Origin of the sequence: Rhodococcus rhodochrous, from assembly GCF_900187265.1 — a bacterium.
GTDB lineage: Bacteria > Actinomycetota > Actinomycetes > Mycobacteriales > Mycobacteriaceae > Rhodococcus > Rhodococcus rhodochrous.
Map to the genome: position 1 here is coordinate 3,013,492 of NZ_LT906450.1, position 26,016 is coordinate 3,039,507.

Genomic DNA, 26,016 nt, shown 5'->3' on the forward strand with positions numbered 1-26,016 from the left:
GACCCCAGGACCGGTCACCGGACGGTACCGTCCTTCGGGGCAAGGGACTGGGACGGATCATCCGCGGAGGGAACGAACACGTGGCCTATCGGGCAGCGCACCACCGGATACGTCGAGCGGGGTGCGCGGCGATCGCGGCGCTGAGCGGGTTCCTCGTCTCCGCCGCGTGCGGATCGGCGACGCCGACCCAGGACGAAGCGCAGGCCGCGACGTCCACGACGTCGGTCGCCCCGACCTCGTCGACGCCGCCCGACGTGCGGTTCCTGCGGGTGAGGGAGGCGCTGGATGCCTCCGGCCTGGTCGCCGATGTCAAGGACGACACGGTGCTGGCGGTGGTGCGCGGGGTGTGCGACCAGTTGAGCGCGGGCGTGCCGGAGCACGACGTCCTCGTCACGCTCCGGCCGATCGCCGCCTATGCCGCGGGCGCCTCGGGGTCGCGGATGTCGGCGGACGAGGCCGCCGCGCGCTATCTCGAGACCGTCCGCGAGGAGTACTGCTGATCCGTCAGCGGACGGTGTGCACCACCAGCACGTCGCACAGGGCCTTGCGGGCGACGTCCGACGGGACGGAGCCGAGCAGGCGCCCGGTCAGCGTGTTGAGGCCGCGGTTGCCGATGACGATGAGATCGGCGTCGACCTCCTCGACGAGCGTGAGGAGCGATTCGACGGGAGCACCGACGATGGGGCGCTCGGTGATCTTGCGGGCGCCGGCGACGGTTGCCTTCTCCCGTGCGGTGCGCAGGATCTCGTAGGTCGGTGCCGAGCCGGTGACCTGGTACGCCTCGTCGCGCAGCGCGTCGGCGGCCTGCGCGGTGTCCTTGGGGTCGGCCGGGTAGTAGGCGCAGGCGATCACCAGTTGGGCGCCGGCGTCGCCGGCCAGAGCAGCTGCCTTCTCCACGGCCCGATACGACGATTCGGAACCGTCGGTTCCGACGACTATGGTCCGGTAGGCGCTCATTCATCCTCCATCAGGTGTGTGGTCCATCGACGCGTGCCGCCGATGCCGTCGTCGACGGAGGACACGCACGCTCCCCCGCCATACGCTGCGTCGACAGTAGCGGGATGGGCGGCCCGGGTGGGACGTTTGGGTCTCATCCCACAATCGCGTTTGATGTTACCGCGCGTCACCGTAACGCGGGCCGAAGAGGCCGGCGGGGAACACCTCGGCGTCGACGAAGGCATCGCGCCACGGCAACGCGAGGTCGAGCAGACGCTCCACACCCTCGTCACCGAGCGCAATCCACGGCGCGACCGCCAGGTCGTCGGTGAGATCCTCGACGAGCTCACGCACCTCGAATCCTTCGCCGGTGAGCTCGCCACGCTTGTCGAGCAGCCCGCGCCCGCGCAGTTCCTTCTCGGCGTCCGCCCACTCGTCCCGCGACCAGCCCCGCAGCTTCCGGGCCGGATCGGTGGCGAAGCCGGTACCGGTCGCCGTGTGGGTGACGAGTGCGTCGAGACCCGACAGTCCCGCGGTCTGCAGCGCCGCGACATGACCGTCGCCGCGATATTCGCGCAGCAGCGTCAGGGCGTGCCACAGCCGCAGGTGCGCCACCTCGGGCCAGGGCAGGTCGGCGTGGGCAGCGTAGAGCGGGCGCCCGTCCGGGCCAGGAATCGCCCGCGCCGCGGTGGCCGCGAGGTCCGCCGCCTCGTTCATCTCCGCGGAGCCGAGTACGTCCTGCCCGAGGACCCGCCGGTGGAGTGCGTCCAGAGCCCGCAACCGCGCCGCGATGATCGCGGCCGGCTCGGCCGTCTCCCACACTGCCGGGACGGCCGATGCCACCAATCGGGGCGAGAAGCTGTAGAACGTCGCGGTCACGACTCCGGGGCCGACGGCACCCAGGGGTGCCGAGCGCCCACCGAAGTACTGCGCAGCCGGTCCGTCGACGCCCAGCGCGGCGAGTTCACTCGCGATGTCCGGCGCGAAGTAGACGACCGAGTGCAGCAGTTCGAGTGCGCGGGCAGCACGCCCGGCCGAAGAGGGATCCATGGGAGTGGACCCTACCGATTCTCCGGCGCCGATCGGGCCGGGCGACTACTTCAGACCCGCGGCGTCCATGCCGCGCAGCTCCTTCTTCAGATCGGAGATCTCGTCGCGAAGCCGTGCGGCCAGCTCGAACTGCAGGTCGCGGGCTGCCTGCATCATCTGGTCGGTGAGCTGTTGCACGAGATCGGCGAGTTCGGCGCGCGGCATCGTCGAGGTGTCGCGACCTTCCACGACACCGGAGCTGACGGCCCGCCCGGACTCACCCTGGGCTCGGCGACCACGCGAGGCGTTGCGGCCGGAGCCGCCCACCTCGACGGCCTCGGTGTCCTCGGCCTCCTGATAGACCTGGTCGAGGATGTCGGCGATCTTCTTGCGCAGCGGCTTCGGATCGAGACCGTGCTCGGTGTTGTAGGCGATCTGCTTCTCGCGCCGCCGTTCGGTCTCCTCGATGGCCCGCGCCATCGAGTCGGTGATCTTGTCGGCGTACATGTGCACTTCACCCGAGACGTTGCGGGCCGCGCGGCCGATGGTCTGGATCAGCGAGGTCGTCGACCGCAGGAAGCCTTCCTTGTCGGCGTCGAGGATCGCCACCAACGACACCTCGGGAAGGTCGAGCCCCTCGCGGAGCAGGTTGATGCCGACGAGCACGTCGTATTCGCCCAGGCGCAACTGCCGGAGCAGTTCGACGCGGCGCAGGGTGTCGATGTCGGAGTGCAGATAGCGCACCCGGATACCGAGTTCGAGCAGATAGTCGGTGAGGTCCTCGGCCATCTTCTTGGTGAGGGTGGTGACGAGGACGCGTTCGTCGCGCTCGGCACGTTCGCGGATCTCGTGCACGAGATCGTCGATCTGCCCCTTGGTGGGCTTGACGACGACCTGCGGATCGACAAGGCCGGTGGGCCGGATGACCTGCTCGACGAACTCGCCACCGGTCTGTCCGAGCTCGTACGGGCCGGGGGTGGCCGACAGATAGACCGTCTGCCCGATGCGGGCGGCGAACTCCTCCCAGGTCAGCGGCCGGTTGTCGACCGCCGACGGGAGACGGAAACCGAAGTCGACGAGGTTGCGCTTGCGCGACATGTCGCCCTCGTACATCGCGCCGATCTGCGGCACCGTGACGTGCGACTCGTCGATGACCAGGAGGAAGTCCTCCGGGAAGTAGTCGATGAGCGTCGCGGGCGCGGATCCGGCGGGGCGCCCGTCGATGTGGCGGGAGTAGTTCTCGATGCCGGAGCAGAAGCCGACCTGCCGGATCATCTCGATGTCGTACTGGGTGCGCATGCGCAGACGCTGCGCCTCGAGCAGCTTGCCGCGGTTCTCCAGATCGGCCAGGCGCTCCTCGAGCTCGGCCTCGATGCTCGCGACTGCACGTTCCATGCGCTCGGGACCGGCGACGTAGTGCGTTGCCGGGAAGATGCGCAGGGAGTCGACCTTGCGCACGACGTCGCCGGTGAGCGGGTGCAGGTAGTACAGCGCGTCGATCTCGTCGCCGAAGAACTCGATCCGCACGGCGAGTTCCTCGTAGGCGGGGATGATGTCGACGGTGTCGCCCTTGACGCGGAACGATCCGCGGGTGAACGCCATGTCGTTGCGGGCGTACTGGACGTCGACGAGCAGGCGCAGCAGCGCGTCGCGCGGCACCTCCACGCCGACCTCGAGCTGGATGGACCGATCGAGATAGGACTGCGGGGTACCGAGACCGTAGATGCACGAGACCGACGCCACCACCACGACGTCGCGCCGGGACAGCAGCGACGAGGTGGCGGAGTGCCGCAGCCGCTCGACGTCGTCGTTGATCGAGGAGTCCTTCTCGATGTAGGTGTCGGTCTGCGCGATGTACGCCTCGGGCTGGTAGTAGTCGTAGTACGAGACGAAGTACTCGACTGCGTTGTTGGGCAACATGTCTCGCAGCTCGTTGGCGAGCTGCGCGGCCAGGGTCTTGTTGGGCGCCATCACGAGGGTGGGTCGCTGGACGCGTTCGATGAGCCACGCGGTGGTGGCGGACTTGCCGGTACCGGTGGCACCGAGCAGGACGACGTCCTTCTCCCCCGCCCTCAGCCGGCGCTCGAGCTCGTCGATGGCGGCCGGCTGATCGCCGGCCGGTTCGTACTCGCTGACGACCTCGAAACGGGCCTCGGTGCGCTCGATCTCACCCACCGGCCGGAACTCGGAGTGTGCGACGACGGGATGCTCACTTGCGAACGCCATGGAATCCAGAGTAAGCGCTCCCACCGACACGCATCGCGGTCCTGCGTGCGGCGCGGTTCGCGCGCTAGCGTGCATCCCGTGTCCGCGACCCCGCATCCCGTGAAGACCGAGACGTTCGACGTCGCCGCGAAGACCAACATCGACCCCAAGGGCTTCGTGCGGGCTGTCGACGAGTACCGCGTCGAGGAGTGGGGGCTGTACATGGCGCGACCGTCCGACCACCCGCAGTTCCACTACCTCGAGTCGTGGCTGCTGCCGGACCTGCGTCTGCGGGCCTCGATCTTCCACTTCACGCCGGGCAACGAACGCGACCAGGACCGCTACGTCGACGTCGGTGAGTTCCGGCGCGACGGCGACGTCTGGTACTCCCACGACCACTACCTGGACCTGATCGTCCGCACGGGCCGCGACACGGTGGTCGAGGACATCGACGAACTGGTGGTCGCGGTCACCACGGGGATGATCGGCGCGGCCGTCGCCGAGACGGCGATCGACACGGCGTTGCGGGCGGTGGACGGCATCGCCGCGCACGGTCACGACCTCGACGCGTGGCTGCGGGAGCGGGGCGCGCCCGTCTCCTGGCGCTGAGGCGCAGGATCTGCGCGCAGGTGTCGTCACCTGCGCAGACGACGGAGGCGCAGGAGCGAAAAAGTTACTGCCGCAAAGGACATGGTAATCTGCCCCGGCCGGCGAAGCAGTGCACCGAGAAGGCGACCATCGGGGCCGGCCCGGATCGCCCCTCCGCGTGCACATCACCCGACCGAGGACACCCCTCGCGCCGGCGGCGCGCGCCCGTGCAGCCCACGAGCGCCGACGAGAACGCCGCCGATCACTTCGTCGGCACACGCCCGGATCCGGGCGTGCCCTGCTGGAGCGGTATGCCGCGCCCGCCGGCCCGTGGCCGATCGGGCGCCCGACGCATGCCCACCGTCCGGCGGTGGATCGGACCGACGCCGAAGCGGAACCGACAGACAGGACGCGTGCAGCGCGCCCTGCGTTCCGCTGCGCTCCGACGACCGCGGACGTGACGCGAACACGAAGGAGGTCGCAGTGAACGGCACCGAGCTCGTTCAGTTCAGCGCCGCGACGATCGTTGCCCTGCTCGTAATCTTCTACGGCGGAACGCTTCTCATCTCCGCCCGAATCGGGAAGAAGGACGAGAACGCCGACGGCTACATGACCGCCGGTAACAAGGTCGGTTTCGGGGTGTCGGCGGCCAGCATGACCGCCACCTGGATCTGGGCGTCCTCGCTGTACGCCTCCGCGACCTCCGGATACACCTACGGCATCTCCGGCCCGATCCACTACGGGCTGTGGGGCGCGTTGATGATCCTGTTCATCTACCCCTTCGGGAAGCGGATCCGCGCGGTCGCCCCCAAGGCGCACACGCTCGCCGAAGTCATGTTCGCCCGGCACGGTCGCTCGAGCCAGCTCATGCTGGCCGGGTCGAATCTCGTCGGCAGCCTGATCAGCCTGATGTCCAACTTCATCGCCGGCGGTGTGCTCATCTCGCTGATCTCACCGTTCGGCTTCGCCCAGGGTGTCGTCTTCATCGCTGCCGGTGTGCTGCTCTACACCCTGTGGTCCGGCTTCCGAGCCTCCGTGCTCACCGACTTCGTGCAGGTCGTGGCGATGCTCGGTGCGGTCGTCGTCATCATCCCGGCGGTCTTCTTCATCACCGGCTTCCCCGACGCGTTCGACGGTGGTTCCGGGAACCTCACCGACCAGCAGGGCGACTTCTTCTCAAGCGATGCCTTCCTGAACCAGGGCGCGCCGTACATCGCCGCCGTGCTCGCGTACGCCATCGGCAACCAGACGATCGCGCAGCGCCTGTTCGCGGTGCGGGAGGATCTCATCAAGCCCACCTTCGTCACCGCGACCATCGGCTACGGCGCCACCGTCATCGGCGTCGGCATGTTCGGCGTGCTCGCGCTGTACCTGGGCATCGACCCGATGGACGGCGACGTCAACAACATCGTGCCGCAGATGGTGGCGTCCTTCCTGCCCACGGCACTGGTCGTCGTGTTCTTCGTCATGATCATCGGTGCGCTGTCGTCCACGGCCGATTCCGACCTGTCGGCGCTGTCTTCGATCGTCATGGCCGACATCTACGGCCAGAACATCGCCGGCGGCACCCGCAATGCCGATCCCAAGCGGATGCTGTTCATCGGGCGCGCCACGATGGTCGTCGCGACCGCAGCCGCCGTGGCGTTCGCGAGCATGAGATTGAGCATCCTCGACCTGCTCGTGTTCGTCGGCGCGCTCTGGGGTGCGCTGGTCTTCCCCGTCATCGCGAGCTTCTACTGGCACAAGGTCACCAACAAGGCGTTCACGACGTCGGTGCTCGTCGCCCTGGCAGCGTTCCTGCCGGTGCGTTTCGGGTGGTTCCCGATGGACGGGGTGCTCGCCTGGACGGTGGACATCGCATCGGTCGTCGGTGTCGGCGTGATCGCGGGTCTGATGGCATTCGGCTTCTTCGGACTCCGGGCCGCACGCGTCATCGGTGTCGTCGCCGCGGTGGTCGTGGCGCCCTTCGCGCTCGGCTCGGTCCACGACTACGCCGTGCTCAGCGCCTCGCTCGTCGCCTACGCGGTCAGCACGGTCGTGTGCTGGGCGATGTCCGTGAACTCCGACGAGGACTTCGACTTCGAGGTCATCGCGCAGCGTGTCGGTGACTTCGACGTGGCTGCGGACGACGCGACACCCGAAACCGACCCTGACTCCCCGAACGCCCCTGCCTCGGCGAAAACCCCTGCGTCCGAGGCGGACGCCTCGGCGACCACTCCGGAAAAGGAGAACCGATGAGCACGCTCGCACTGACCGTCTACGTCCTGATCTGGCCCGTACTCGTCGCCGGTGTGCTGGCGGCGCTCTGCCGCGGGTTCTTCAAGGAGTGGCTGCAGGCCCGACGGGACGGCGAGGATCTGATCTGACCTTCCCTGCAGGAGCTCCATTCGGCGCCCGGGATCGCATGTGCGCGACCCCGGGCGCCGAACTCGTAAGGTCATGCGTTCGACACATTTCCACCGAACAGATGTGAATGGCGTCACAAATGATTCATGACGGGCACATTCGTGCGCTCCGGCTTCTCCTGTCCGCGTCACGTATCGATCCGTGTTCGCACCTCGAGGAGAAGCCGACCAATGCGTACATCACGTGCCATGCGCGCCGTCCTGACGGTCGCGACGGCAACCACCCTGGCGATCGCCGCGTGCGGTTCCGACACGATTGCCGCCGGAAGCGGGACCGGAACCGCAACCACTCCCGTGCGGGAAGGTGACGGGGGATCGACATCGCGGCGTTGGACACCGGAGAGTATCGGGTCGAACCGCGAGATCTCCTCGGGGAGAACTTCACCGCCGCTGAAGCCGGGCCGGTGATCGAGGGACAGCGGATGGCCGAATTCGTGGTCCACCCCCACGACATCGATCCGGCGCTGACGACGGGTGGAGCGAGTACCGGCGTCTCGGTCTCCACCGACAAGATCCTGGTGGATGGGGCCGGGGACCTCCTCGAACCCTTCGGGATGATCACCGGATTCATGACCTACCGCACCACCGAGGACGAGTCGCGATCGCTGCACGTCTCGGTGGCGCGGTTTCCGACTCCCGAGGACGCCACCCGGGGCCCAGGTCGTGCACGAATTCGAGCAGGTCGACAGGACGACACCGCTGGCAAGTGATCCCACCATCGTGACGGGTATTGCACCGGCGGTCCCAGTCGCCGTGCCGGGAGCGCCGGAGACTCTGGCCTCCGTCCGGTCGTGGGACGTGACCGGAACCGTGACCACGTCGACGGTCACCCCGCAGGGGAGCTTCGTCATCCGGACCTACGCGCACAGCGGGACCGGCGATGTCGATTGGACCACCGATACCGCCGCGCGCGCTGCGCAGGCCCAGGCGCCGTTGCTCGACCGTTTTCCCGCGACGCCTGCCGAGGAGATCGGGGGTCTTCCGATGGATGTGGACAGGGTCCTCGTCCGGGCGGTGGGACTGCCCGAGGGTGTGCTCCCACGCCTGTCCGACCTTGCGGTCTACGGGCCGGACGGATGGCTGCAGCTCGATTCTCATACCGCACGTACCGAGAGGATCTTCGAGGTCACCGGAACCGACCGGATCACCAAGGCCGCGTCGAACGTCTACCGGACCGCCGGTCCCACAGAGGCGGAGATCCTGCGGGACGACTTCGTCGAGACGACCCGGGAGATGTATCCGGATCTCGTCGAGGACGAGACCGTTCCGCAGAACATCCCCGGAACACGCTGCTGGTCGGGTGATGTGGCGCAGGGGCGGGCGAGTGTGTGCCTGATGGTCCACGGGCGGTACGTGGCGGAACTCTCCGGGCTGCGGCCGGTGGGGAACGAGGCTCCCGAGAACGACTCGCTTCGTACGATGTCACAGCGCTTGGCCACCCAGTACGTGAAATTCGTCCGCTCCGAGGAGATGGGCTTGGGGCGAGAACTGATCTCGCGGTATTGTCGACGGGTGGTCGACGCTGCCCCCGACGGCGTCGACCACTTCGGACCGCGATATGTTCGTAATTCCCCCGCCCGTCGAGCCGAGTCTCGAATGTGCATGTGGGGCAATGTGACTGCTCGGGATGGTGAGGGGGCTCGATGGACGAGGCCGAGTTGATCGAGCGGTGCCGGGCAGGCGATCGGGCAGCGTTCGCCGAGCTCGTCGCATCGTCACGGGAACGCGTGTGGGCGGTCTGCGTCCGGATCACAGGAAACCGATACGACGCCGAGGATGCACTGCAGGATGCGCTGATCGTGGCGTGGCAGAATCTCGACAAATTCCGTGGCACAGCAGCATTCGGAACGTGGTTGTATCGCATCGCGAGCAATGCGGCGCTCGCTGTCGTGCGGACGCGACGTGGTGAGGTCCTCGACGAACGGGTCGAGGACGAATACGTCTCCGGGGAAACGCCTCTCGCCGAGAGCGTGGTCGACGGTGATGCGGTCCGACGAGCCCTTTTCCTTCTTCCCGAACAGTTTCGGGTTGCCATCGTGTTGCGTGAGTATGCACAGCTCGGTTACGCCGAGATCGCAGCGCACCAGGGCGTGGGTGTACAGACGGTGAAGAGCCGGATCAGGCGTGCCCGTATGCAACTCGCCGATCTACTGAGTCCGGCACTGCTCGGCGCCCAAGAGGTTGCCCTCTGACCGACGGCCGGGCCGATCGATACGGCCACGACGGCCGGGTCGGCCGACACGGAGGGCACCGAACCGCCGAGGACACCCCGGAAGGATGAGCAATGACGCGAAGCGAACCGAATCCGTTGCCCCCTCAAGGGAATCGCTGGGACTCGATCTGATGGACCGGATTCCCGAACTACCCGAGGACGCCTGGCGTCGGGTGCTCGATATCGCCACCGATCCCCTCACCCCTCGCATCGGAACCGAACTGGTTCCCGTCGAGGGAATCGATGAGAACGATATCGAGCACCCCGCCATCGACGACCTGCCGATCGAACAACTCGACGATCCTGGCAACGACGAGCTGCCGGAGCCGGAATTCGTCGTCGACGCAACCGATCCCGATTTGGGGTAGCTGGCCCTGCAGAGATCCGGCCCGCATCATCGCAATCCCATCCCGGTCGATCCGAGATCGACGACCACCTCGTGCAGTGGTCGCCCGACCGGACCGACCGCCAGTAGACCTCGGATCGTCGCCGTGAGGACCATCGTCGAGAATCCTTCGTGGTCGAATTCCGGAAGGTCGCGATGAGCCTCACCCAAGCGTTCGTCGGTGCTCAGCCGTTCGGCGACGTCGTCGCGTTGCTGCTGGAGCCCCGAGATGCGCTCGAGCTGCGCTTCCTCGGCCACCGCGAAGTTGATCGCGGTGCTCGCCACCGCACTCGCCAATGCGACCGCGACGTCGGGTGTGCACCCGCGGCGCACGAGAGCTTCGATCTCGCTCATCATCAGCCGCTGCCCCGCTTCCCCACGCGGGAAGAGGGTCTGCATGTAGGTTCCCAGGCCCGCATGGGCAAGGACGAACGCGCGTAGCTGCAGACCGAACGACAGCAGGTGCCGTTCGATGTCGTGCTCCGGATCGTCATGCAGAACGAGATCGCCGAGCAGACTCTCCCCCACGACGAGTTCGAGCCCCCAGCGACCGTCCACGTGGCGGTACAGCGCCGTTGTGGAGACGCCGAGTTCCGCGGCGACAGCGTTGAGGCTCAACTGTCGCAGCCCGATCGCTCGACCGACACGGATGATGTCCTCCATGTCGATCTTACGTACACGTCTGCGGACGCCGGCCACCCCGTTCGCCCCTCCGCTCGCCTTAAGTTAGACCCCATAACTTAAGGAACTATAGGTGTGCCTTCAGGGAACGGCAAGTCGCCGATTCGTTCTCGGCGGGCTGCACCGGGCGAACGGCCCGGCGGCCGAGCTCCGCTCTCGCCGCGGACCTGCTCAGTGCCTACCTACCCGCCGACGGCCGACCGGCACGCGACGGCGGGGCTCACCCCATGTGAGCACCGAGCAGTTCCCGGAAGGACGGTCCGTCCGTGCGGACCGCGTTTCCCGACACGCGCGGCCGTCCGGCGGGCACGGCGTCCGAGAACCCGTGGGGTGATCCCGTGCTGCGGGTGATCTGCTCGGCGAGTTCGTCCGCCGCCCTGTCGATCCGCCCCTTCAGTGCCGTGGCGGCCTCGCCTGTTCCGAAGTCGTCGGTGGTGGCGAAGACGCCGGTGGGCACGACGAGCGCACGCAGATAGCTCAGCAGCGGCCGCATCGCATGGTCGAGGACCAGTGAGTGTCGGGCGCTACCCGCGGTCGCGGCGAGCACCGTGGGCACACCGGTGAGCGTGTCCGGATCGAGCGCGTCGAAGAACATCTTGAACAGACCCGAGTAACCGGCGGCGAAGACCGGGCTCACCGCGATCAGGCCGTCGGCAGTCGCGAGTTGTTCACGGGCCCGTGCGACCGCTGCGGTGGGGACACCGGCGGTGAAGGTGGTGGCCAGATCCGTCGCGAGGCTGCGTAGTTCGATGACCTCGATATCCGCGTCGTCACCGCGCGCGCCGACCGCGACACGAGTGGCCTCGGCGATGCGGTCGGCGAGCAGACGGGTGGTGGACGGCTCGGACAGGCCACCGCTGACGACGACGATACGGCGGGTCATCGGGCATCCGCCTCTTCCGGCACGAGATCGACGCGGGCCGGGATCACCTGACGGTGCGCCGAGTCGGCTCCCTGCGCGGCGAGCGTGCTGTGCGTGGGCGGGTCGGACGGCACGTGGGCGGGGCGGCGGCGTTCGAATTCCGCTCGCAGTACCGGCACGACCTCCCGGCCGAGGATCTCGATCTGCTCGAGCACGACGTCGAGCGGCAGGCCGGCGTGGTCCATGAGGAACAGCTGACGCTGATAGTCGCCGGCGTAGTCGGCGAAACCGAGCGTGCGTTCGACGACCTGCTCGGGTGTGCCGACGGTCAGCGGTGTCATCGTCGAGAAATCCTCGAGCGACGGGCCGTGGCCGTAGACGGGGGCGTTGTCGAAATAAGGACGGAAGATCCGTTTCGCCTCGGCCTCGGTCTCCGCCATGAACACCTGGCCGCCGAGCCCGACGACGGCCTGGTCTGCGGCACCGTGACCGTACTGCTCGAACCGCTGCCGGTAGAGAGCGATCATCTGCTGGATGTGTTCCTTGTTCCAGAAGATGTTGTTGTGGAAGAAGCCGTCGCCGTAGAAGGCGGCCTGTTCCGCGATCTCGGGCGAACGGATGGAACCGTGCCAGACGAAGGGCGGGGTGTCGTCGAGCGGCCACGGGGTGGAGGTGTAGCCGTGCAGCGGTGTGCGGAACTTGCCCTCCCAGTCGACGACGCGTTCGCGCCAGAGCCGTCGCAGCAGGTGGTAGTTCTCGATGGCGAGCGGGATGCCCTGCCGGATGTCCTTGCCGAACCAGGGGTAGACCGGTCCGGTGTTCCCGCGTCCCATCATGAGGTCGACGCGGCCGCCGGACAGGTGCTGGAGCATCGCGAAGTCCTCGGCGATCTTCACCGGGTCGTTGGTGGTGATGAGGGTGGTCGCGGTCGAGAGGATGAGCTTCTCGGTCCTCGCGGCGATCCAGCCGAGCATCGTCGTCGGCGAGGACGGGACGAAGGGGGGATTGTGGTGCTCGCCGGACGCGAAGACGTCCAGGCCCACCTCCTCGGCCTTCAGCGCGATCTTCGTCATCGCGACGATGCGCTCGTGTTCGGTGGGGACCCGGCCCGTCGTAGGGTCGCGCGTGACGTCGCCGATGGTGAAGATGCCGAACTGCACGGTCGAACCTCCGTCAAGTAGTTGAACTGTCAACTATCCTAACGGACGGGTCGCCCGGAACATTCCCGGGCGGGTCTCCGCCCGGGATCCGGACCCCCTAGGCCGACCAGCCGGTGCTCTCGGCCCACTCCCACGCGCGGTGATGCGCCCGGTCGAACCACGGCGCCTTGAGCGCTGCGTAGGTGGCCGCCGCCTCGGCAGGATCCGTCTTCTGCGACGCCTCGGCTGCGGCATCGGCCTTGAGGTCGGCGTACTCGCGCTTCGCGGTGTCGACCGCGGACAGCCAGTCGCGCAGTAGCAACGCGAACTGCTGGGCGGGCCAGCCGTCCACCCGGACCGCCACCCGCGCCGGACGGCCGGGATCGGCGCTGCCGTGCAACCGCATCTCCCACACCGCCGGGTCGGTCTCTCCCCCGGCCCCGTAGGACGGTTTCGGATCGTCGGTCACCACATGGTCGATGCGCGGGAAGCCCGCAGCAGCCAAGGCGGGTGCGAGCGCATCGGCTGCCGCGAGATCGCCGACGGTGATCTGCAGGTCGATGACGTCCACGGCGGCCAGACCGGGCACCGCGGTGGAGCCCACGTGGTCGATGCGCTTCGCCGCGCCCCCGGCTGCGAGGGCCAGTCGGGCGACGAGCCGCTGCGCCTGCCGATGCCATTCCTCGCGCGCGGGCACGAGGACCGGATCCGCCTCGACCACCACACCGGTGCGCAGATTCTTCTCGAACGGCACCAGGCGGTCGTTCCACAGCGTCCGGACCTGCTCGACCAGCACCTGCTGATCACCGGTGTTGTCGAGCCACACGTCGGCGACCTCACGTCGCTGTTCCTCCGTCGCCTGCGCCGCGATCCGCGCGCGGGCGTCCGCCTCGGGCATGCCGCGCAGTTCGACGAGACGCCGGATCCGCTCCGCCTCGTCGGCGTGCACGACGGCGACGAGGTGGAAGGCCGGTGCCATCCCGCCCTCGACGAGCAGCGGGATGTCCTGCACGACCACCGCGTCGTCGGGCGCAGCGGCCACCAGCTCGGCGGTACGGCGCCCGACCCGGGGATGGGTGATGGCGTTGAGAACCGCGCGCGCGTCCTCGCTGGCGAACGCCTTCGCGGCGAGGGCAGGACGGTCGAGGGTGCCGTCGGGCTGCAGGATGTCCTCACCGAAGGCGTCCACGAGCTCGGCGAGACCTTCGGAGCCGGGAGCGACGATCTCCCGGGCGACGACATCGGAATCGACGATCACCGCCCCGAGTTCGACGAGCTCCTTGGCGACGGTCGACTTGCCCGCGCCGATTCCTCCGGTCAACCCCATTCGCAGCACGTTGCCCAGTCTCGCATCACCGCGTCGCCGAGGCACGTTCGCGGTCCCTACGAGGCCTCACGCATCGTCAGCCCCGACAGCGCGACGACATACTCGCCCGCCTGTTCGTCGAAGTCGACGGTGTACACCGTCGGGTAGTAGCCGGTCCGCCGGTAGGACGACGGTTGTTTCACGATCTCCCGCAGGGACGGCTTCGTCGCCAGCCACTCCCGCGTCATCATCGGCTCGATGAAGATGAACTCCCCGTCCCATGATCCGTTGAGCAGCACCTCGGTGAACTCGAAGGAGCCGGGGATCACGCCGTCCGCGGCGTCCGTCCAGTGCATGCCCATGAACGGCACGGTGTTCTCGACGGGTGGACCGGGTGGTGGGATGTATCCCTCCGGAACGTACTTGGGTTCGGGGAGCCGCGCCGCGCGCGCCGCGAAGTCGGGTGCGGCCGGGTCCACCTCGTGGTCGGCGTCCGTCGTGTAGAAGTGCATGTCGAAATGGGGCGCGCCATAGAGGATCTCCGGGTCGTGCCCGTTCGGGTTCCAGTCCAGCATCACGTGGTCGAAACCGGTGTCCGGAGCGCCCGCGGGAAGAGCCGGCATGAGCATCGTCGTGCCGGCGCCCGGACCCTCGGAAAGGCCGGTGAGCACGGACTCCGACATCCGGATACCGACCTCGCGCGGTCTCCCGTCGTGATCGACGACGACATAGGTGCGGGAGATACCCTCCCCCAGTTCGTTTTCCGGCCCGTAGAGGGTGGTGACACCGTGGTGGTGGCCTGCCGTCTCCGCACCCTCGGCGGTCGGGACGGATCCGTCGCCGCAACCCGCGAGGGTCAGAACGGCGCAGGTGGAGAGGGCGAGTGCGGCGATCGATCGAGAAGTGCGCATTGCCTGCCTTGTGTGAGTGGATGGGTTCGCGGTGGGAGGTCTCGGTCTCATCGGGGTCGGCGCACGACCTGCCCGACGCGCAGCACACCGTGGGTGTCGTGCTCGTCGGCGAGAGCGCCGAGCCAGTGCGCGGTGTCGTCGTCGTAGGTCCGTGCGATGCGGTCCGGATCCGAGGTGGCGGTGAAGTTGGGCAGCGACGTGCCCGTGGCCCACGGTGCCAGTGCCCGATCGATGACCTGGGTGTGCGCGACGACGGCGTCGGCCGAGGGTGGCGCGAGGACGCCGATGACGAAGAGGGAGAAGGCGGCGTCGCGGTGGCAGAAGGCGCTGCGATGCCGTGGTTCACGTGCCAGCGCTCCGCCGAGGAGCCGCATCTCGATGATGGTCTGCGGCGAGTGGGAACCAGGTCCCGCAACCGAGAGCAATGCGTCGATCGCGTCGTGCGTCAGTTCGCGTGTCAGCCCGCTGTGTTCGTGAACGGGCATCGGGTCGACCGGGTCGGCGTGCACTGCTCCCAGTGCCGTGTACGGCAGGATGCCGATGCCGTCGAGGATCGGGGTCGCGACCCTGCGCAGCGCGCCGAGAATCTCCTCGGACTCGGCTTCGCCGGCGACGCTCGCGAAACGGACGGCCACGGTGGCGCGACCGGCCAGCGGTTCCGGGACTCCCGGCAGCGGTGGCAGTTGAAGGAAGGCCAGCGAGGTCGAACTGTGCTCGGGCAGGCCGGCGCACAGGTCCAGCCAGGCGTGCGCCACCGCGGCCGCGTCGGCGCCGTCGAAATACAGCGCGCCACCGTAGAAGTGCGGCAGGGGCACGAGATCGGTCTCCACCGCGGTGACGATCCCGAGGGTCGCCTTGCCGCCGCGCAGGCCCCAGAACAGTTCGGCGTGCTGTTCGGGAGTCACCCGGAGCAGGTCTCCGTCACCGGTGACGAGATCGAAGGCCAGCACGTGGTCGGAGGAGAGTCCGTAGGTGCGGACCAGTGGGCCGATGCCCCCGCCGGTGAGGAAACCGGCCACGCCGACGTGGGGTGCCGATCCGGCGAGCGGGGCGAGACCGTGGGGTGCGGCGGCGTCGACGACCTGCTGCCACACCAGGCCGGCGCCGAGACGGGCGGTGCGGGTGCCGGGGTCGATCGAGCATTCGGTGAGGCGGCCGGTGTGCACGAGCAGCACATCGTCGCCGAGCGGCACGGCGCCGTGCCCGGTGCGCTGCACGGCCACCTTCAGGCCGTGTTCGCCCGCGAACCGGACGGTGGCGCTGACGTCGAGGGCGTTCTCGACCGCGATCACCGCGCGGGGACGGACCGGCACCGCCACGTTCCACGGGGTCGCGACGTCGTAGCCGGGTTCGCCCGGGAGGGAGATCGATCCGGTGACCGCGGCACGGAGAGCGTCGATGGGGTCGGTGCCGACGATGGGCGTCCGCTGGTTCATGTGCACTTCCTTTCGTCGCACTGGATGGGGTGCGACGAAAGAGTGCCGGGACCGGCTTGGCGGCTTCTTGCGGTGACGCGGACCGCCGTCCAAGCGGCCGCCAAGAACCGGTCAGGTGGGGATCGAGCGGGCGTAGGCGGCGAGTCCGAGCATGCCGGTGCGGGCCGCTTCGTCGGCGATCGCGGCGATCTCCCGGCTGCGTTCGGGCGAGTCCGGCCGCAGTTGGGCGCGCAGTAACCGGCACCGCAGCAGCGTCGGTGGGCTCGATGTGCGGGTCGCGAGGTCCTCGGCCCGATCCAGCAGAGCCGCGGCTGCATCGGTGCGCCCGAGCAGTGCCTGCAGGCGTGCGCACACCTCCGCCACCGAACCGATCACCCCGACCTGTCCCACCGTCGCGATGCGGTCGGTGAACGGATCGAGGAGCTCGAGGAACATCTCGGCGTAGTCGACGAGGGCGAGGTCGGCGACGACGCGCGCGATGAGTGTGCGGTGCCCGAGCGTCGTCCAGGTGAAGGGTGCGCCTTTTGCCGCCCATTGTTCGATGTCGCGGATCACCGTCGCGGTGTCCCGACGGGCGCCGGCGATCGCGATGCTCCAGGAATCCGGTTCCACGGTGCCGGGATCCGCGTCGGCGAGGGTGCCGTACTCCCATTCGAGGGTGTTGGTGGCGAGGTCGGAGCTGCCCGCCGTGTACAGCTCGGTCTGCAGGTGGAACTGAGTGGCGGTGTCGTAGTGGCGCCGGGTCTCGGCGAAGTCGCCGTGCCACGCCGCGAGGGTCGCCTCCATCCATCGGAGCTGTACGCGCAGCACGGGCAGACGCAGCAGGTCGCAACCGGCGATGCCCAGGCGGACGTGGGACGTCGCGGCGTCGACGTCGCCGAGGTTCATCAGTGTCATGCTCGCAACGGCGTGGGCGATCACCTCGTCGAACCGGGCCTGCTGGTGCGGCAGTGCGAGGAGTTCGTCGGTGAGCCGGGCGGATTCGCGGCTGTGTGTCGCGACCCCCGAGTAGAGGAGGATCCGGCCCAGCAACGCGTCGGCGACGACGTCCGGGTCGGCGAGCCCACGCGCGATCTCCAGCGCGGTGCGGCTCATCCCGTCGGGGACGGACGAATCGGGGTGATAGCAACTGCCCACGGCGAGCGCCGCGAGTACCCGCGCGTGCGCCGCGCGGTCGGCCGCGACGAACGGTTCGAGTGCGGCGAGGCGGTCGAGGACCGGTCCCGGATCCTTGCCGTAGGACACCCACGGCCATGCACCGGCTGCGCGCAGCAGCGCTGCGGCCAGGCGTCCGGCCGTCGACGTGCGGCCGTCCCGGACCGCGTCGAGCAGGCCCGCGTCGACGACGTCGAGTACGGTCTGGCCGCGCCCCGCCCGGGCGAGTGCCTCGACACGCGCGACGAGCAGATCGTCGCGATCGCCCGGGGATCGTTCCGCGGCGGGCAGCAGGTCGAAGGCCCGGACGGCGTCGTCCCACCAGCGTGCCGCCTCCTCCGAGTTCCATCTCTCGGTGGCCTCGCGGGCGGCGGTGACGCAGGCGTCGAGCACGACGCGAGCGTCGACGAGCGGCAGTGCCGCCATGAGATGCCGGGCTCGTCTGCCGGCACGATCCGGGTCGGAGGAGTCCGCCAGGACCTCCGCGACGCGTGCGTGCATGCGTTGGCGGCGGAGGGCGGGAATCGCCGCGAGGACCTCGTCGCGGAGCAATCCGTGGGCGAAGGCGTACCCCCGCAGTCCCGGATCGGCGACGATGATGCGCTCGTCGGCGGCGTCGTCGAGGTAGTCGGCGAGGGTGTCGGGATCGAGGCGCGTCGCACCGGCGAGGATGTCCATCTCGATGGTGTCGCCGACGACCGCGGCCACCCGGAGCACCTGCAGCACGGCCGGTTCCACCGCGGCGAGCCGCCGCGCGAGGACCGACCGGACCGCCATGGGGATCCCACCGTCGAGGCGTTCGTCCCGGGGAAGTCGCGCGTATTCGGACACGAACAGCGGGTTGCCGCCGGTGCGTTCGGCGAGCAGGCGCGCCTCGTCGGCACCGAGCGGCGCGCCGCTCACATGCCCGGCCAGGGCGGCGACCTCGGGTTCGGCGAGCGCCGGGACGTCGATGTGCCGGTTACCTTCGCCGTGCAGCACGGCGTCCACGAACCGCTGGACGCCGGGGGTCGTCTCCGAGTCGCGGAGTGTGCACACGAACCAGACACCCCGTTTATGCAGAGCTCCCACGAGGTACAGGAGGCAACGCAGAGAGGTCGGGTCGGCCCACTGGATGTCGTCGAGCACGACGGTGAGGACGGGAGTCTGCGTCGCGGCCGTTTCGACGACGCCCAGAACCCGTTCGTAGACCGCGAAGCGGGCTTCGTCGGACTCCACTCCGGTAGGTGGGATCAGGGTGGTGTCGGCGTCGGCGCCGAGTTCGCGCAGGATGCGCCGGATCGGCCACCAGGCGGGTGCTCCGTCGTCCTCGAGACATCGCGCCCACACGGTGTTCCCACCGATCGCGGCGGTCCGGGCGTCGCATTCCTCGGCGAGGCGGGTCTTGCCGATACCGGCGGGCCCGGTGAGGACGACCCAGCGGGTGGCGCCGGAGCGGACCTCGTCGAGCATGCGGTCGAGGACGCCGGTCTCGGAGGTGCGTCCGACGAAGATGCGCCCGGGGCCCGGCGCCGGGGTGGGTGCGGGAACGGTGGGCGCGGCCGGTGTCGGAACCTCCTCCGCGCCCGTCCATCCCGGGGTTCGGGGCCACGCGGCGAGTCCCGGTTCGTGCCGGAGGATCGCGCCTTGCAGGTCGGTGAGTTCGGTGCCGGGCCGCAACCCCAGCTCGGCGTCCAGCCTCGTCTCGTGGACGCGGAACTGTTCGAGTGCTTCCGACGAACGCCCCGCTCGGTGCAGGGCGAGCATGCGCAGCCAGCAGGTGCGGTCGCGGAACGGGAACTCGCTGCACAGTTCGGTGGCGTCGACGAGAGCGGGCGCGAGGCGACCGAGGGCGAGCAGTGCGGTGATCCGGGTCTCGCGGCATTCGGTGCGCACCTCGTCGAAGGATGCCGCCGCGACCTCCACCCAGTGTTCGTCGCGCAGGTCCTCGAGGAGATGCCCCCGCACGGAGTCGAGGGCACGGTCGGCGGTGTCGAGTGCGAACTCCTATTCCCCGTTCTCGGCATGCCGACGGGCGGTCTCGGCGTCGTCGAGGAAGCGGGCCAGGTCGACCGACTCGGCCGGGATGTCGAGGACGTAGCCGGGCGGCTGGCGCACGATCGGGGAGGCCGCACCGCTCTCCCCTCTCAGTACCCTGCGCAGATTGGAGATGTACGCCTGGATGCTCGCCATCGCACTGGCAGGCGCCTCGTCCTGCCACAGGGCGTCGATCAGCCGGTCGGTGGAGACCACCCGCCGCCGGTTGAGCAGCAGGACGGCGAGGACCGCTCGCTGCTTGCGCGGACCGAGATCGACCTGCGACTCCGACGGGGGCACCGCCGGATCGGCCGTCGACGCGACCCGGACCACCTCCAGTGGTCCGAGCAGTCGGTACATCATGTGGTGAGCCCCCTCGACCCGGCCGAACTACGCGATCGTTGCAGTGTAAGGACAGTTTTCGCCGGGTGCGCGGCGACTTCTCATCCCGTCACGGCCGGGAAATCGACCGTGTCGCTCTCGGCGTCCCCGAACACCGGTGCGGTCTGCGGCCGGGGACGCAGGCAGACCGCACACACCACGGTTCCGAGAGCCGCAACGAACGCCGCCGCCACGAGCGCCCCCTGCAGGCCCGACACGAAGTCCTGCGGTGATCCGCCGGGCAACAGCGACTCGGCCGGCAGGAACACCCCGAGCACCGCGACGCCCACGGCGATGCCGGTCTGACGGAACGCATCGTTGATACCGGCCGCGAGACCGGAATGCGCCGCGGTGCTCTCTCCGAGGACGATCCCGCTCATCACCGGGTTGAACACGCCGGCAGCCGCGCAGGCCACGACGAGCCCCGGCAGCAGTACGTACTTCGAACTGTCCGCCTCGGCGACCGTCATCATGAGCAACCCGACGGCGACGAGCGCCAGTGAGCACGACAGCGATACCCGGGTGGGGACGACACGATCGAGTTTCGCCGTCGCACCGGCGACGACGAACATGGCGACGGTCGCGGGCAGGTACACCAGCCCGGCCTGCACCGGCGACAGCAGCAGGACGTTCTGCAGGTACAACGTGGTGTAGACGAATACCGCGAACAGCGACGCCGAGATGGCGAAGGCCGCGGCCAGGAGCTGCCCCGGCACGTCGGCGGCGCGCGGGCGGGGATCTCGCGATTCGGGCACCCAGCGCAGTGTCAGGAGCAGGGTCACGAGACCGATCGGCACGTTGACGAAGAAGATCGCGCGCCAGTCCAGCAGTTCGGTGAGCAGACCTCCGACGAGCGGACCGACCGCGAAGGCGCCGCCGATGGTCGCGCCGTAGGCGGCCAGGGCCGACGCCCGCGCCGGCCCTCGGTCGAAGACGTCGGCGAGGAGGGCGAGCGAGCAGGCGAACAGGACCGCCCCACCGATGCCCTGCACCGCCCGGGCGAGATCGAGGAACCAGATCGTCGGTGCGAGGGCGCACAGGAGCGAGGCGCCCGTGAACCAGACGAGGCCGACGACGAACGCCCGGCGCCGGCCGCGGCGATCGGCCCACGACCCGGCGCCGAGGACGGCTGTGGCCAGGGCGAGGGTGTAGGCGTCGATCACCCACTGCAGTGAACTGACGCCCGCGTCGAGGTCGACGGCGATCGACGGCAGTGCAGTGTTGACGACGGCGATGTCGAGCATGAGCATCGCCGTCGTCACGCACACCACCAGTAGCGTGATCCGTTTCGTCGCGGTACTTCTCGCGGGGATCGGTGTGGTCATGGAAGATCCTTCCGTGTCGAGGTGTGTGGACCTCGGCCACGGTGCGCCGCGTCGCTTGGGACGAACCGGGTGTACTTCTTGGACGGCCGAGAGAGCCGTCGACGTCTCCCCTCGGAGGGCTCCGGGGATCACACACCGATCACGGCGGGGTCACGGGGCGGTCGCAACGCCGCTCGGAAACCGGACACACCCCCTTCTACCTGGGGTAAATGCGGAGAATTCGACCGACTGTCCGATATCGTCGTTGCGAAGCATCCGTCCCGGCTCGTCCGGAGCATTCGAGAAGGCAGGCCATGCGATCCTCCACCTCAACCACAGGTCGGCATCGCCTCGGCATGGAAAACGGTGTTCACTGCATCCTCATCCCCGAGGTCGCTGCCGCCCTCGCCGAGCACCGGCGGAACTGGTTCACCGCGCTGCTGACGAACGCGCGCCACAGCCACGCCGCGATGCGCAAGCGGGCCACGGCCCTGCCCGCGCAGTGGGCCACTCCCGCCGTGGGATGAGCTCGCCGTGAGTTGAGCACCTGCCATCGACGACACACGAAGACCGGCCCCCTCCGATTCGGAGGGGGCCGGTCCCGTCGTGGCCCGGGAGCCACTGTGCCGCAGCAACGATGACCCCGGGAACGCGGACGACCCCGCACCGAATGGTGCGGGGTCGTCCGTCGAAGCGCTGTATCAGGCGTTACCCGACAGCTTCTCGCGCAGAGCGGCGAGCTGGGCGTCGCTCGCGAGCGATCCACCGGTGGTCTCCGGAGCCGCCTCGGCACCCGACTCGGAGGAGTAGTTGCTACCGGACACGCCGGCTGCAGCCTCGGCAGCCTCGTCGGCAGCCATCTTCTCGATCTGAGCGGTGTGCATCTTGTGGCGACGCTCGGCCTCCGCGTAGCGGGACTCCCACTCCTCACGCTGCTTCTCGTAGCCCTCGAGCCATTCGTTGGTCTCGGGATCGAAGCCCTCGGGGAAGATGTAGTTGCCCTGCTCGTCGTAGCTGTCGGCCATGCCGTACTTCGACGGGTCGAACTCGGCCGTGTAGTCCTCGTTCGCCTGCTTCAGCGACAGCGAGATACGACGACGCTCGAGGTCGATGTCGATGACCTTGACCATCGCGTCGTCGCCGACGGCAACGACCTGGTCCGGGACCTCGACGTGGCGCTCGGCCAGCTCGGAGATGTGGACGAGGCCCTCGATGCCCTCCTCGACGCGGACGAACGCGCCGAACGGAACGAGCTTGGTGACCTTGCCCGGCACGATCTGACCGATCGCGTGGGTGCGGGCGAACTGACGCCACGGATCTTCCTGCGTCGCCTTGAGCGACAGGGAGACACGCTCGCGGTCGAGATCGACGTCGAGAACCTCGACGGTGACCTCGGTGCCGACCTCGACGACCTCGGACGGGTGATCGATGTGCTTCCAGGACAGCTCGGAGACGTGCACGAGGCCGTCGACACCGCCGAGATCGACGAAGGCGCCGAAGTTGACGATGGAGGACACGACGCCCTTGCGGACCTGGCCCTTCTGGAGCTGGTGCAGGAACTCGCTGCGGACCTCGGACTGGGTCTGCTCGAGCCATGCGCGGCGCGACAGGACCACGTTATTGCGGTTCTTGTCGAGCTCGATGATCTTGGCCTCGATCTCCTTGCCGACGTAAGGCTGGAGGTCGCGGACGCGACGCATCTCGACGAGCGACGCGGGCAGGAAGCCACGCAGGCCGATGTCGAGGATCAGGCCGCCCTTGACGACCTCGATGACGGTGCCCTTGACGGCCTCGTCCTTCTCCTTGAGCTCCTCGATCGTGCCCCAGGCGCGCTCGTACTGAGCACGCTTCTTGGACAGGATCAGACGGCCTTCCTTGTCCTCCTTGGTGAGAACAAGAGCCTCGACCTCATCGCCCACCGACACGACCTCGTTGGGGTCGACATCGTGCTTGATGGAGAGCTCGCGGGACGGGATGACGCCTTCGGTCTTGTAACCGATGTCGAGCAGCACCTCGTCGCGATCGACCTTGACGATGGTGCCCTCGACGATGTCGCCATCGTTGAAGTACTTGATCGTGGCGTCGATGGCGGCGAGGAAATCCTCGGCGGAGCCGATGTCGTTGACGGCTACCTGCGGCGAGGTGACGGTGGTGGAGGCCATGTGTTGAGTTGCTCCGGACGGGTTGATAGTCGGTTGGTCAAATTCGGTCGGGCACGTGAAACACCCACTGCGATACGGCGATGTGCGAGTCACGGCGAGTTCCTCGCTCGGCCCTGGAGCCGAACTGCGGACACTCGCGATCACCAGGCTACGCGCTTCGAGGGGACCCGGGCAAACCGATATCGGGGCCACTCCCCCGCACCCGATAGGCTCACACCCATGCCGGGCTCCGCGAACACTCCTTTTCCAGACCTTTCGGGCGCCCCGGAGGGAACCGACGACGAGGCCGCGCGGCACGCGGACGCCGAGACGATCCTCGGCGAGACCCGACCCACCCGGACCCGCCTCGGCTCCCTCGAGAGCGAACGCGCGAACCGGGTCTGGTGGGACGCCGACACCGACGACTACCACCGCACGCACGGCGAGTTCCTCGGCGTGGACTCGGCCGCCGGGGAGTTCGTGTGGTGCCCGGAGGGCCTGCACGAGGGCGATGTGCAGTTGCTCGGCCCGGTTGCCGGACGCGACGTCCTCGAACTCGGGTGCGGTTCGGCACCGTGCGCCCGCTGGCTCACCGGGCAGGGGGCCCGGGCGGTCGGGCTGGACATCTCCATGGGGATGCTGCAGCGCGGACGCGCTGCGATGACCGGTTCCGGCCCGACGGTTCCGCTCGTACAGGCCGGCGCCGAGAACCTGCCGTTCGCCGACGGAAGCTTCGACATCGTGTGCTCGGCGTTCGGCGCGGTGCCCTTCGTCGCCGATTCCGCCCGGGTGATGCGCGAAGTGGCGCGGGTGCTGCGACCCGGCGGGCGATGGGTGTTCTCCGTGAACCACCCGATGCGGTGGATCTTCCCCGACGATCCGGGCGAACAGGGCCTGGTCGCGATGTTCCCGTATTTCGACCGGACCCCCTACGTCGAGGTGGACGCGACGGGCCGGGCGACCTACGCCGAGCACCACCGCACCGTGGGCGATCGGGTGCGCGAACTCGTCGCCGCCGGCCTCGAGGTCTACGACATCGTCGAACCCGAGTGGCCCGAGCATCTCGACCGCGAGTGGGGGCAGTGGAGCCCGCTGCGCGGTTCGATCTTCCCGGGCACCGCCATCTTCTGCAGCCGCAAACCCGCCTGATCCCGACTCACAGCAGCCGGGACAGGAACTCCCGGGTCCGGCTCTCCTTCGGGTCGGCCAGCACCTGGCGGGGATCACCGGCCTCGACGACCACGCCGCCGTCCATGAACACGAGCTGATCGGCGACCTCCCGCGCGAAGCCCATCTCGTGCGTGACGACGACCATCGTCATGCCGCCGTCGGCGAGATCGCGCATCACCGCGAGCACCTCGCCGACGAGTTCGGGGTCGAGGGCCGAGGTGGGCTCGTCGAACAGCATGAGCTTGGGATCCATGGCGAGCGCGCGGGCGATCGCGACGCGCTGCTGCTGGCCGCCCGAGAGCTGCGCGGGATAGGCGTCGACCTTGTCGGCCAGCCCGACCCGCGCGAGCAGGTCCCGGGCCTTCTCGACCGCCTCGTCACGCTTGAGCTTCTTCACGAGGATCGGCGCCTCGATGACGTTCTCGAGCACGGTGCGGTGCGGGAACAGGTTGAAGTGCTGGAACACCATGCCGATGTCGCGGCGCTGTTTCGCGGCGGCCCGCGGGTGCAGTTCGTACAGTTTCGAACCCCGTTCGGCGTAGCCGACGAGATCGCCGTCGACGTACAGGCGACCGGCGTCGACGCGTTCGAGGTGGTTGATGCACCGCAGGAAGGTCGACTTACCGGATCCGGACGGACCGATCAGGCAGGTCACCTGGCCGCGCCCCACCTCGAGCGAGATGCCCTTGAGCACCTTGACGGCGCCGAAACTCTTGCAGACCCGGTCGGCCCGCACCATCGGCGTCTCGACGGACGTCATATGTGTTCCTCCCCCGGTGCGCCGGGCTTCGGCGTCGGCTTGCCGGCCTCGGTGACCGGTACGTTCTGTGCGTCGGCGAGTGCCTGCAACTGACGGGCCGTGAGCTGCCGGCTCAGGCCCTTCGAGTAGTGCCGCTCGAGGTAGTACTGGCCGATCATGAGCAGGCTGGTGATCGCCAGGTACCAGGTCGCGGCGACGAGCAGCAGCGGGATCGGCTGGAAGTTCGCACCCGAGATGTCGCGGGCACGGCCGTACAGCTCGAGGCTGTAGGGCACGGCGGCGACCAGCGAGGTGGTCTTGAGCATGCTGATCAGCTCGTTGCCGGTCGGCGGGATGATGACCCGCATCGCCTGCGGCAGGACGGTGCGGCGGATGGTCTGCGACCACGACATGCCGAGCGCCGTGGACGCCTCCAGCTGCCCCTCGGGCACGGAGGTGATGCCGGCGCGCACGATCTCCGCCATGTAGGCCGCCTCGTTGAGTGCCAGGCCGATGACGGCGAACAGGAACGCCGCGTTCAGGCCCTGCACGTCGATGTGGACGAACTGGTGGACGAACGGGATCCCGAGGTCGATCTGTTTGTAGATCGACGGGAACAGTCCCCACAGCACGAGCTGGACGTACACCGGGGTACCGCGGAAGACCCACAGGTACAGCCACGCGACGGAACGCAGCACGGGATTCGGGGACAGTCGCATCACCGCGAGCACCACGCCGAGGACGACGGCGATGGCCATGGCGAGCACCGTCAGCTGCACGGTCTTCCATGCGGCTGCGGTGATGCGGGCGTCGAACAGGTACTGGGCGTAGATGTCCCAGCGGTAGGCCTCGTTGGTGGCCGCTCCCCAGGCGAACAGCCCGAGTGCGATCAGGACGATCGCGCCGGAGATCCATCGTCCGGGATGTCGCAGGGGTACTGCGCGTATCGGCTCCGGTTCGTCCGGTCGCGGTTCCGCGGATCTCGCGGACGTGGACTCGCTCATGGTTCCCTTTC

At 68.6% G+C, this 26,016-nt stretch carries 25 protein-coding genes; 10 read left to right on the top strand and 15 right to left on the bottom strand.

What is annotated here, in order from left to right; translation table 11 throughout:
- Positions 1 to 80 precede the first annotated feature (80 nt).
- Positions 81 to 500 (top strand): hypothetical protein, encoded by a 420-nt coding sequence (locus CKW34_RS13835; RefSeq protein ID WP_059381081.1) that lies wholly within the window; start codon positions 81 to 83, stop codon positions 498 to 500.
- 4 nt (positions 501 to 504) lie between these two features.
- Here CKW34_RS13835 and CKW34_RS13840 read toward each other — a convergent pair whose 3' ends face one another.
- The 3 genes from CKW34_RS13840 to uvrB all read right to left on the bottom strand — a co-directional run bounded on the left by CKW34_RS13840 (position 505) and on the right by uvrB (position 4,191).
- Entirely contained in the window at positions 505 to 957 is a 453-nt protein-coding gene (locus CKW34_RS13840) for a universal stress protein (RefSeq protein ID WP_059381080.1), read from the bottom strand.
- 156 nt (positions 958 to 1,113) lie between these two features.
- Complete coding sequence (locus tag CKW34_RS13845) at positions 1,114 to 1,986, bottom strand: SCO6745 family protein (protein ID WP_059381079.1); 873 nt, start codon at positions 1,984 to 1,986, stop codon at positions 1,114 to 1,116.
- Positions 1,987 to 2,031: 45 nt separating this feature from the next.
- Positions 2,032 to 4,191 carry an excinuclease ABC subunit UvrB gene (uvrB, locus tag CKW34_RS13850; RefSeq protein WP_019289647.1) on the bottom strand — a complete coding sequence of 720 codons (2,160 nt, stop codon included), beginning with the start codon at positions 4,189 to 4,191 and terminating at the stop codon, positions 2,032 to 2,034.
- Positions 4,192 to 4,260: 69 nt separating this feature from the next.
- Between uvrB and CKW34_RS13855 the strand changes: the two genes are divergently transcribed.
- From CKW34_RS13855 to CKW34_RS13875, 7 genes are all read left to right on the top strand, one after another.
- Entirely contained in the window at positions 4,261 to 4,779 is a 519-nt protein-coding gene (locus CKW34_RS13855) for a ribonuclease FAU-1 family protein (RefSeq protein ID WP_059381121.1), read from the top strand.
- A gap of 462 nt (positions 4,780 to 5,241) precedes the next feature.
- Positions 5,242 to 6,996 carry a sodium:solute symporter family protein gene (locus CKW34_RS13860; RefSeq protein WP_059381077.1) on the top strand — a complete coding sequence of 585 codons (1,755 nt, stop codon included), beginning with the start codon at positions 5,242 to 5,244 and terminating at the stop codon, positions 6,994 to 6,996.
- Positions 6,993 to 7,124 (top strand): putative transporter small subunit, encoded by a 132-nt coding sequence (locus CKW34_RS24685; RefSeq protein WP_006553992.1) that lies wholly within the window; start codon positions 6,993 to 6,995, stop codon positions 7,122 to 7,124. Before CKW34_RS13860 ends, CKW34_RS24685 begins: the two co-directional genes overlap by 4 nt.
- Before the next feature lie 461 nt (positions 7,125 to 7,585).
- Positions 7,586 to 7,873 carry a DUF7373 family lipoprotein gene (locus CKW34_RS24545; protein ID WP_174479572.1) on the top strand — a complete coding sequence of 96 codons (288 nt, stop codon included), beginning with the start codon at positions 7,586 to 7,588 and terminating at the stop codon, positions 7,871 to 7,873.
- A 10-nt stretch (positions 7,874 to 7,883) separates the two neighbouring features.
- A complete protein-coding gene (locus CKW34_RS24550) occupies positions 7,884 to 8,825 on the top strand; it encodes a DUF7373 family lipoprotein (protein ID WP_059381075.1) in 942 nt (313 codons plus the stop codon).
- Positions 8,807 to 9,355, top strand: a complete 549-nt coding sequence (locus tag CKW34_RS13870) for an RNA polymerase sigma factor (protein WP_059381074.1) — start codon at positions 8,807 to 8,809, stop codon at positions 9,353 to 9,355. Before CKW34_RS24550 ends, CKW34_RS13870 begins: the two co-directional genes overlap by 19 nt.
- A gap of 85 nt (positions 9,356 to 9,440) precedes the next feature.
- Positions 9,441 to 9,743 (top strand): hypothetical protein, encoded by a 303-nt coding sequence (locus CKW34_RS13875; protein WP_155418931.1) that lies wholly within the window; start codon positions 9,441 to 9,443, stop codon positions 9,741 to 9,743.
- A 26-nt stretch (positions 9,744 to 9,769) separates the two neighbouring features.
- On the opposite strand, the gene CKW34_RS13880 is transcribed toward CKW34_RS13875, so the two are convergent.
- The 9 genes from CKW34_RS13880 to CKW34_RS13915 all read right to left on the bottom strand — a co-directional run bounded on the left by CKW34_RS13880 (position 9,770) and on the right by CKW34_RS13915 (position 20,972).
- Positions 9,770 to 10,423 (bottom strand): TetR/AcrR family transcriptional regulator, encoded by a 654-nt coding sequence (locus tag CKW34_RS13880; RefSeq protein ID WP_231921734.1) that lies wholly within the window; start codon positions 10,421 to 10,423, stop codon positions 9,770 to 9,772.
- 238 nt (positions 10,424 to 10,661) lie between these two features.
- Positions 10,662 to 11,324, bottom strand: a complete 663-nt coding sequence (locus CKW34_RS13885; protein ID WP_059381071.1) for an FMN reductase — start codon at positions 11,322 to 11,324, stop codon at positions 10,662 to 10,664.
- Positions 11,321 to 12,463: an LLM class flavin-dependent oxidoreductase gene (locus tag CKW34_RS13890; protein WP_059381070.1), complete on the bottom strand. Its 1,143-nt coding sequence runs from the start codon at positions 12,461 to 12,463 to the stop codon at positions 11,321 to 11,323. The genes CKW34_RS13885 and CKW34_RS13890 overlap by 4 nt, the downstream gene beginning before the upstream one ends.
- A 97-nt stretch (positions 12,464 to 12,560) precedes the next feature.
- Positions 12,561 to 13,778, bottom strand: a complete 1,218-nt coding sequence (gene coaE, locus CKW34_RS13895) for a dephospho-CoA kinase (protein ID WP_186455498.1) — start codon at positions 13,776 to 13,778, stop codon at positions 12,561 to 12,563.
- Positions 13,779 to 13,825: 47 nt separating this feature from the next.
- Positions 13,826 to 14,659, bottom strand: coding sequence for a DUF5602 domain-containing protein (locus CKW34_RS13900; protein WP_059381068.1), 834 nt, complete (start codon positions 14,657 to 14,659; stop codon positions 13,826 to 13,828).
- 47 nt (positions 14,660 to 14,706) lie between these two features.
- Positions 14,707 to 16,095 (bottom strand): FAD-binding oxidoreductase, encoded by a 1,389-nt coding sequence (locus CKW34_RS13905; protein WP_059381067.1) that lies wholly within the window; start codon positions 16,093 to 16,095, stop codon positions 14,707 to 14,709.
- 111 nt (positions 16,096 to 16,206) lie between these two features.
- Entirely contained in the window at positions 16,207 to 19,197 is a 2,991-nt protein-coding gene (locus CKW34_RS13910) for an ATP-binding protein (RefSeq protein WP_414896215.1), read from the bottom strand.
- A 39-nt stretch (positions 19,198 to 19,236) separates the two neighbouring features.
- A complete protein-coding gene (locus CKW34_RS24860) occupies positions 19,237 to 19,629 on the bottom strand; it encodes an AfsR/SARP family transcriptional regulator (RefSeq protein ID WP_306303667.1) in 393 nt (130 codons plus the stop codon).
- 80 nt (positions 19,630 to 19,709) lie between these two features.
- The gene (locus tag CKW34_RS13915; protein ID WP_059381066.1) at positions 19,710 to 20,972 is read right to left on the bottom strand and encodes an MFS transporter; all 1,263 of its coding nucleotides are present in this window, start codon (positions 20,970 to 20,972) and stop codon (positions 19,710 to 19,712) included.
- A 293-nt stretch (positions 20,973 to 21,265) separates the two neighbouring features.
- Between CKW34_RS13915 and CKW34_RS13920 the strand changes: the two genes are divergently transcribed.
- On the top strand, positions 21,266 to 21,478 hold the full coding sequence (locus tag CKW34_RS13920) for a hypothetical protein (protein ID WP_016934979.1): 213 nt from the start codon (positions 21,266 to 21,268) through the stop codon (positions 21,476 to 21,478).
- Between the two features lie 174 nt (positions 21,479 to 21,652).
- Here the strand turns inward: CKW34_RS13920 and rpsA are convergent, their stop codons facing one another.
- Positions 21,653 to 23,113 carry a 30S ribosomal protein S1 gene (gene rpsA / locus CKW34_RS13925; RefSeq protein WP_006554003.1) on the bottom strand — a complete coding sequence of 487 codons (1,461 nt, stop codon included), beginning with the start codon at positions 23,111 to 23,113 and terminating at the stop codon, positions 21,653 to 21,655.
- Positions 23,114 to 23,332: 219 nt separating this feature from the next.
- On the opposite strand from rpsA, the gene CKW34_RS13930 reads away from it, so the two are divergent.
- Positions 23,333 to 24,241: a class I SAM-dependent methyltransferase gene (locus CKW34_RS13930; RefSeq protein WP_059381065.1), complete on the top strand. Its 909-nt coding sequence runs from the start codon at positions 23,333 to 23,335 to the stop codon at positions 24,239 to 24,241.
- Positions 24,242 to 24,248: 7 nt separating this feature from the next.
- On the opposite strand, the gene CKW34_RS13935 is transcribed toward CKW34_RS13930, so the two are convergent.
- Both CKW34_RS13935 and CKW34_RS13940 read right to left on the bottom strand, forming a co-directional pair.
- Positions 24,249 to 25,022, bottom strand: coding sequence for an amino acid ABC transporter ATP-binding protein (locus CKW34_RS13935; RefSeq protein ID WP_059381064.1), 774 nt, complete (start codon positions 25,020 to 25,022; stop codon positions 24,249 to 24,251).
- Entirely contained in the window at positions 25,019 to 26,005 is a 987-nt protein-coding gene (locus CKW34_RS13940) for an amino acid ABC transporter permease (RefSeq protein WP_059381063.1), read from the bottom strand. The genes CKW34_RS13935 and CKW34_RS13940 overlap by 4 nt, the downstream gene beginning before the upstream one ends.
- Between the last annotated feature and the right edge of the window lie 11 nt (positions 26,006 to 26,016).

Coding starts and splice junctions, on each gene's coding strand:
- CKW34_RS13880 (WP_231921734.1), bottom strand. CDS start 10,423: ATGGAGGACATCATCCGTGTCGGTCGAGCGATCGGGCTGCGACAGTTG.
- CKW34_RS13930 (WP_059381065.1), top strand. CDS start 23,333: ATGCCGGGCTCCGCGAACACTCCTTTTCCAGACCTTTCGGGCGCCCCG.
- CKW34_RS13840 (WP_059381080.1), bottom strand. CDS start 957: ATGAGCGCCTACCGGACCATAGTCGTCGGAACCGACGGTTCCGAATCG.
- CKW34_RS13875 (WP_155418931.1), top strand. CDS start 9,441: ATGAGCAATGACGCGAAGCGAACCGAATCCGTTGCCCCCTCAAGGGAA.
- CKW34_RS13870 (WP_059381074.1), top strand. CDS start 8,807: ATGGACGAGGCCGAGTTGATCGAGCGGTGCCGGGCAGGCGATCGGGCA.
- CKW34_RS24545 (WP_174479572.1), top strand. CDS start 7,586: ATGGCCGAATTCGTGGTCCACCCCCACGACATCGATCCGGCGCTGACG.
- CKW34_RS13935 (WP_059381064.1), bottom strand. CDS start 25,022: ATGACGTCCGTCGAGACGCCGATGGTGCGGGCCGACCGGGTCTGCAAG.
- CKW34_RS13920 (WP_016934979.1), top strand. CDS start 21,266: ATGCGATCCTCCACCTCAACCACAGGTCGGCATCGCCTCGGCATGGAA.
- CKW34_RS13885 (WP_059381071.1), bottom strand. CDS start 11,324: ATGACCCGCCGTATCGTCGTCGTCAGCGGTGGCCTGTCCGAGCCGTCC.
- CKW34_RS13900 (WP_059381068.1), bottom strand. CDS start 14,659: ATGCGCACTTCTCGATCGATCGCCGCACTCGCCCTCTCCACCTGCGCC.
- CKW34_RS13940 (WP_059381063.1), bottom strand. CDS start 26,005: ATGAGCGAGTCCACGTCCGCGAGATCCGCGGAACCGCGACCGGACGAA.
- CKW34_RS13915 (WP_059381066.1), bottom strand. CDS start 20,972: ATGACCACACCGATCCCCGCGAGAAGTACCGCGACGAAACGGATCACG.
- CKW34_RS24685 (WP_006553992.1), top strand. CDS start 6,993: ATGAGCACGCTCGCACTGACCGTCTACGTCCTGATCTGGCCCGTACTC.
- CKW34_RS13845 (WP_059381079.1), bottom strand. CDS start 1,986: ATGGATCCCTCTTCGGCCGGGCGTGCTGCCCGCGCACTCGAACTGCTG.
- uvrB (WP_019289647.1), bottom strand. CDS start 4,191: ATGGCGTTCGCAAGTGAGCATCCCGTCGTCGCACACTCCGAGTTCCGG.
- rpsA (WP_006554003.1), bottom strand. CDS start 23,113: ATGGCCTCCACCACCGTCACCTCGCCGCAGGTAGCCGTCAACGACATC.
- CKW34_RS13905 (WP_059381067.1), bottom strand. CDS start 16,095: ATGAACCAGCGGACGCCCATCGTCGGCACCGACCCCATCGACGCTCTC.
- CKW34_RS24860 (WP_306303667.1), bottom strand. CDS start 19,629: ATGATGTACCGACTGCTCGGACCACTGGAGGTGGTCCGGGTCGCGTCG.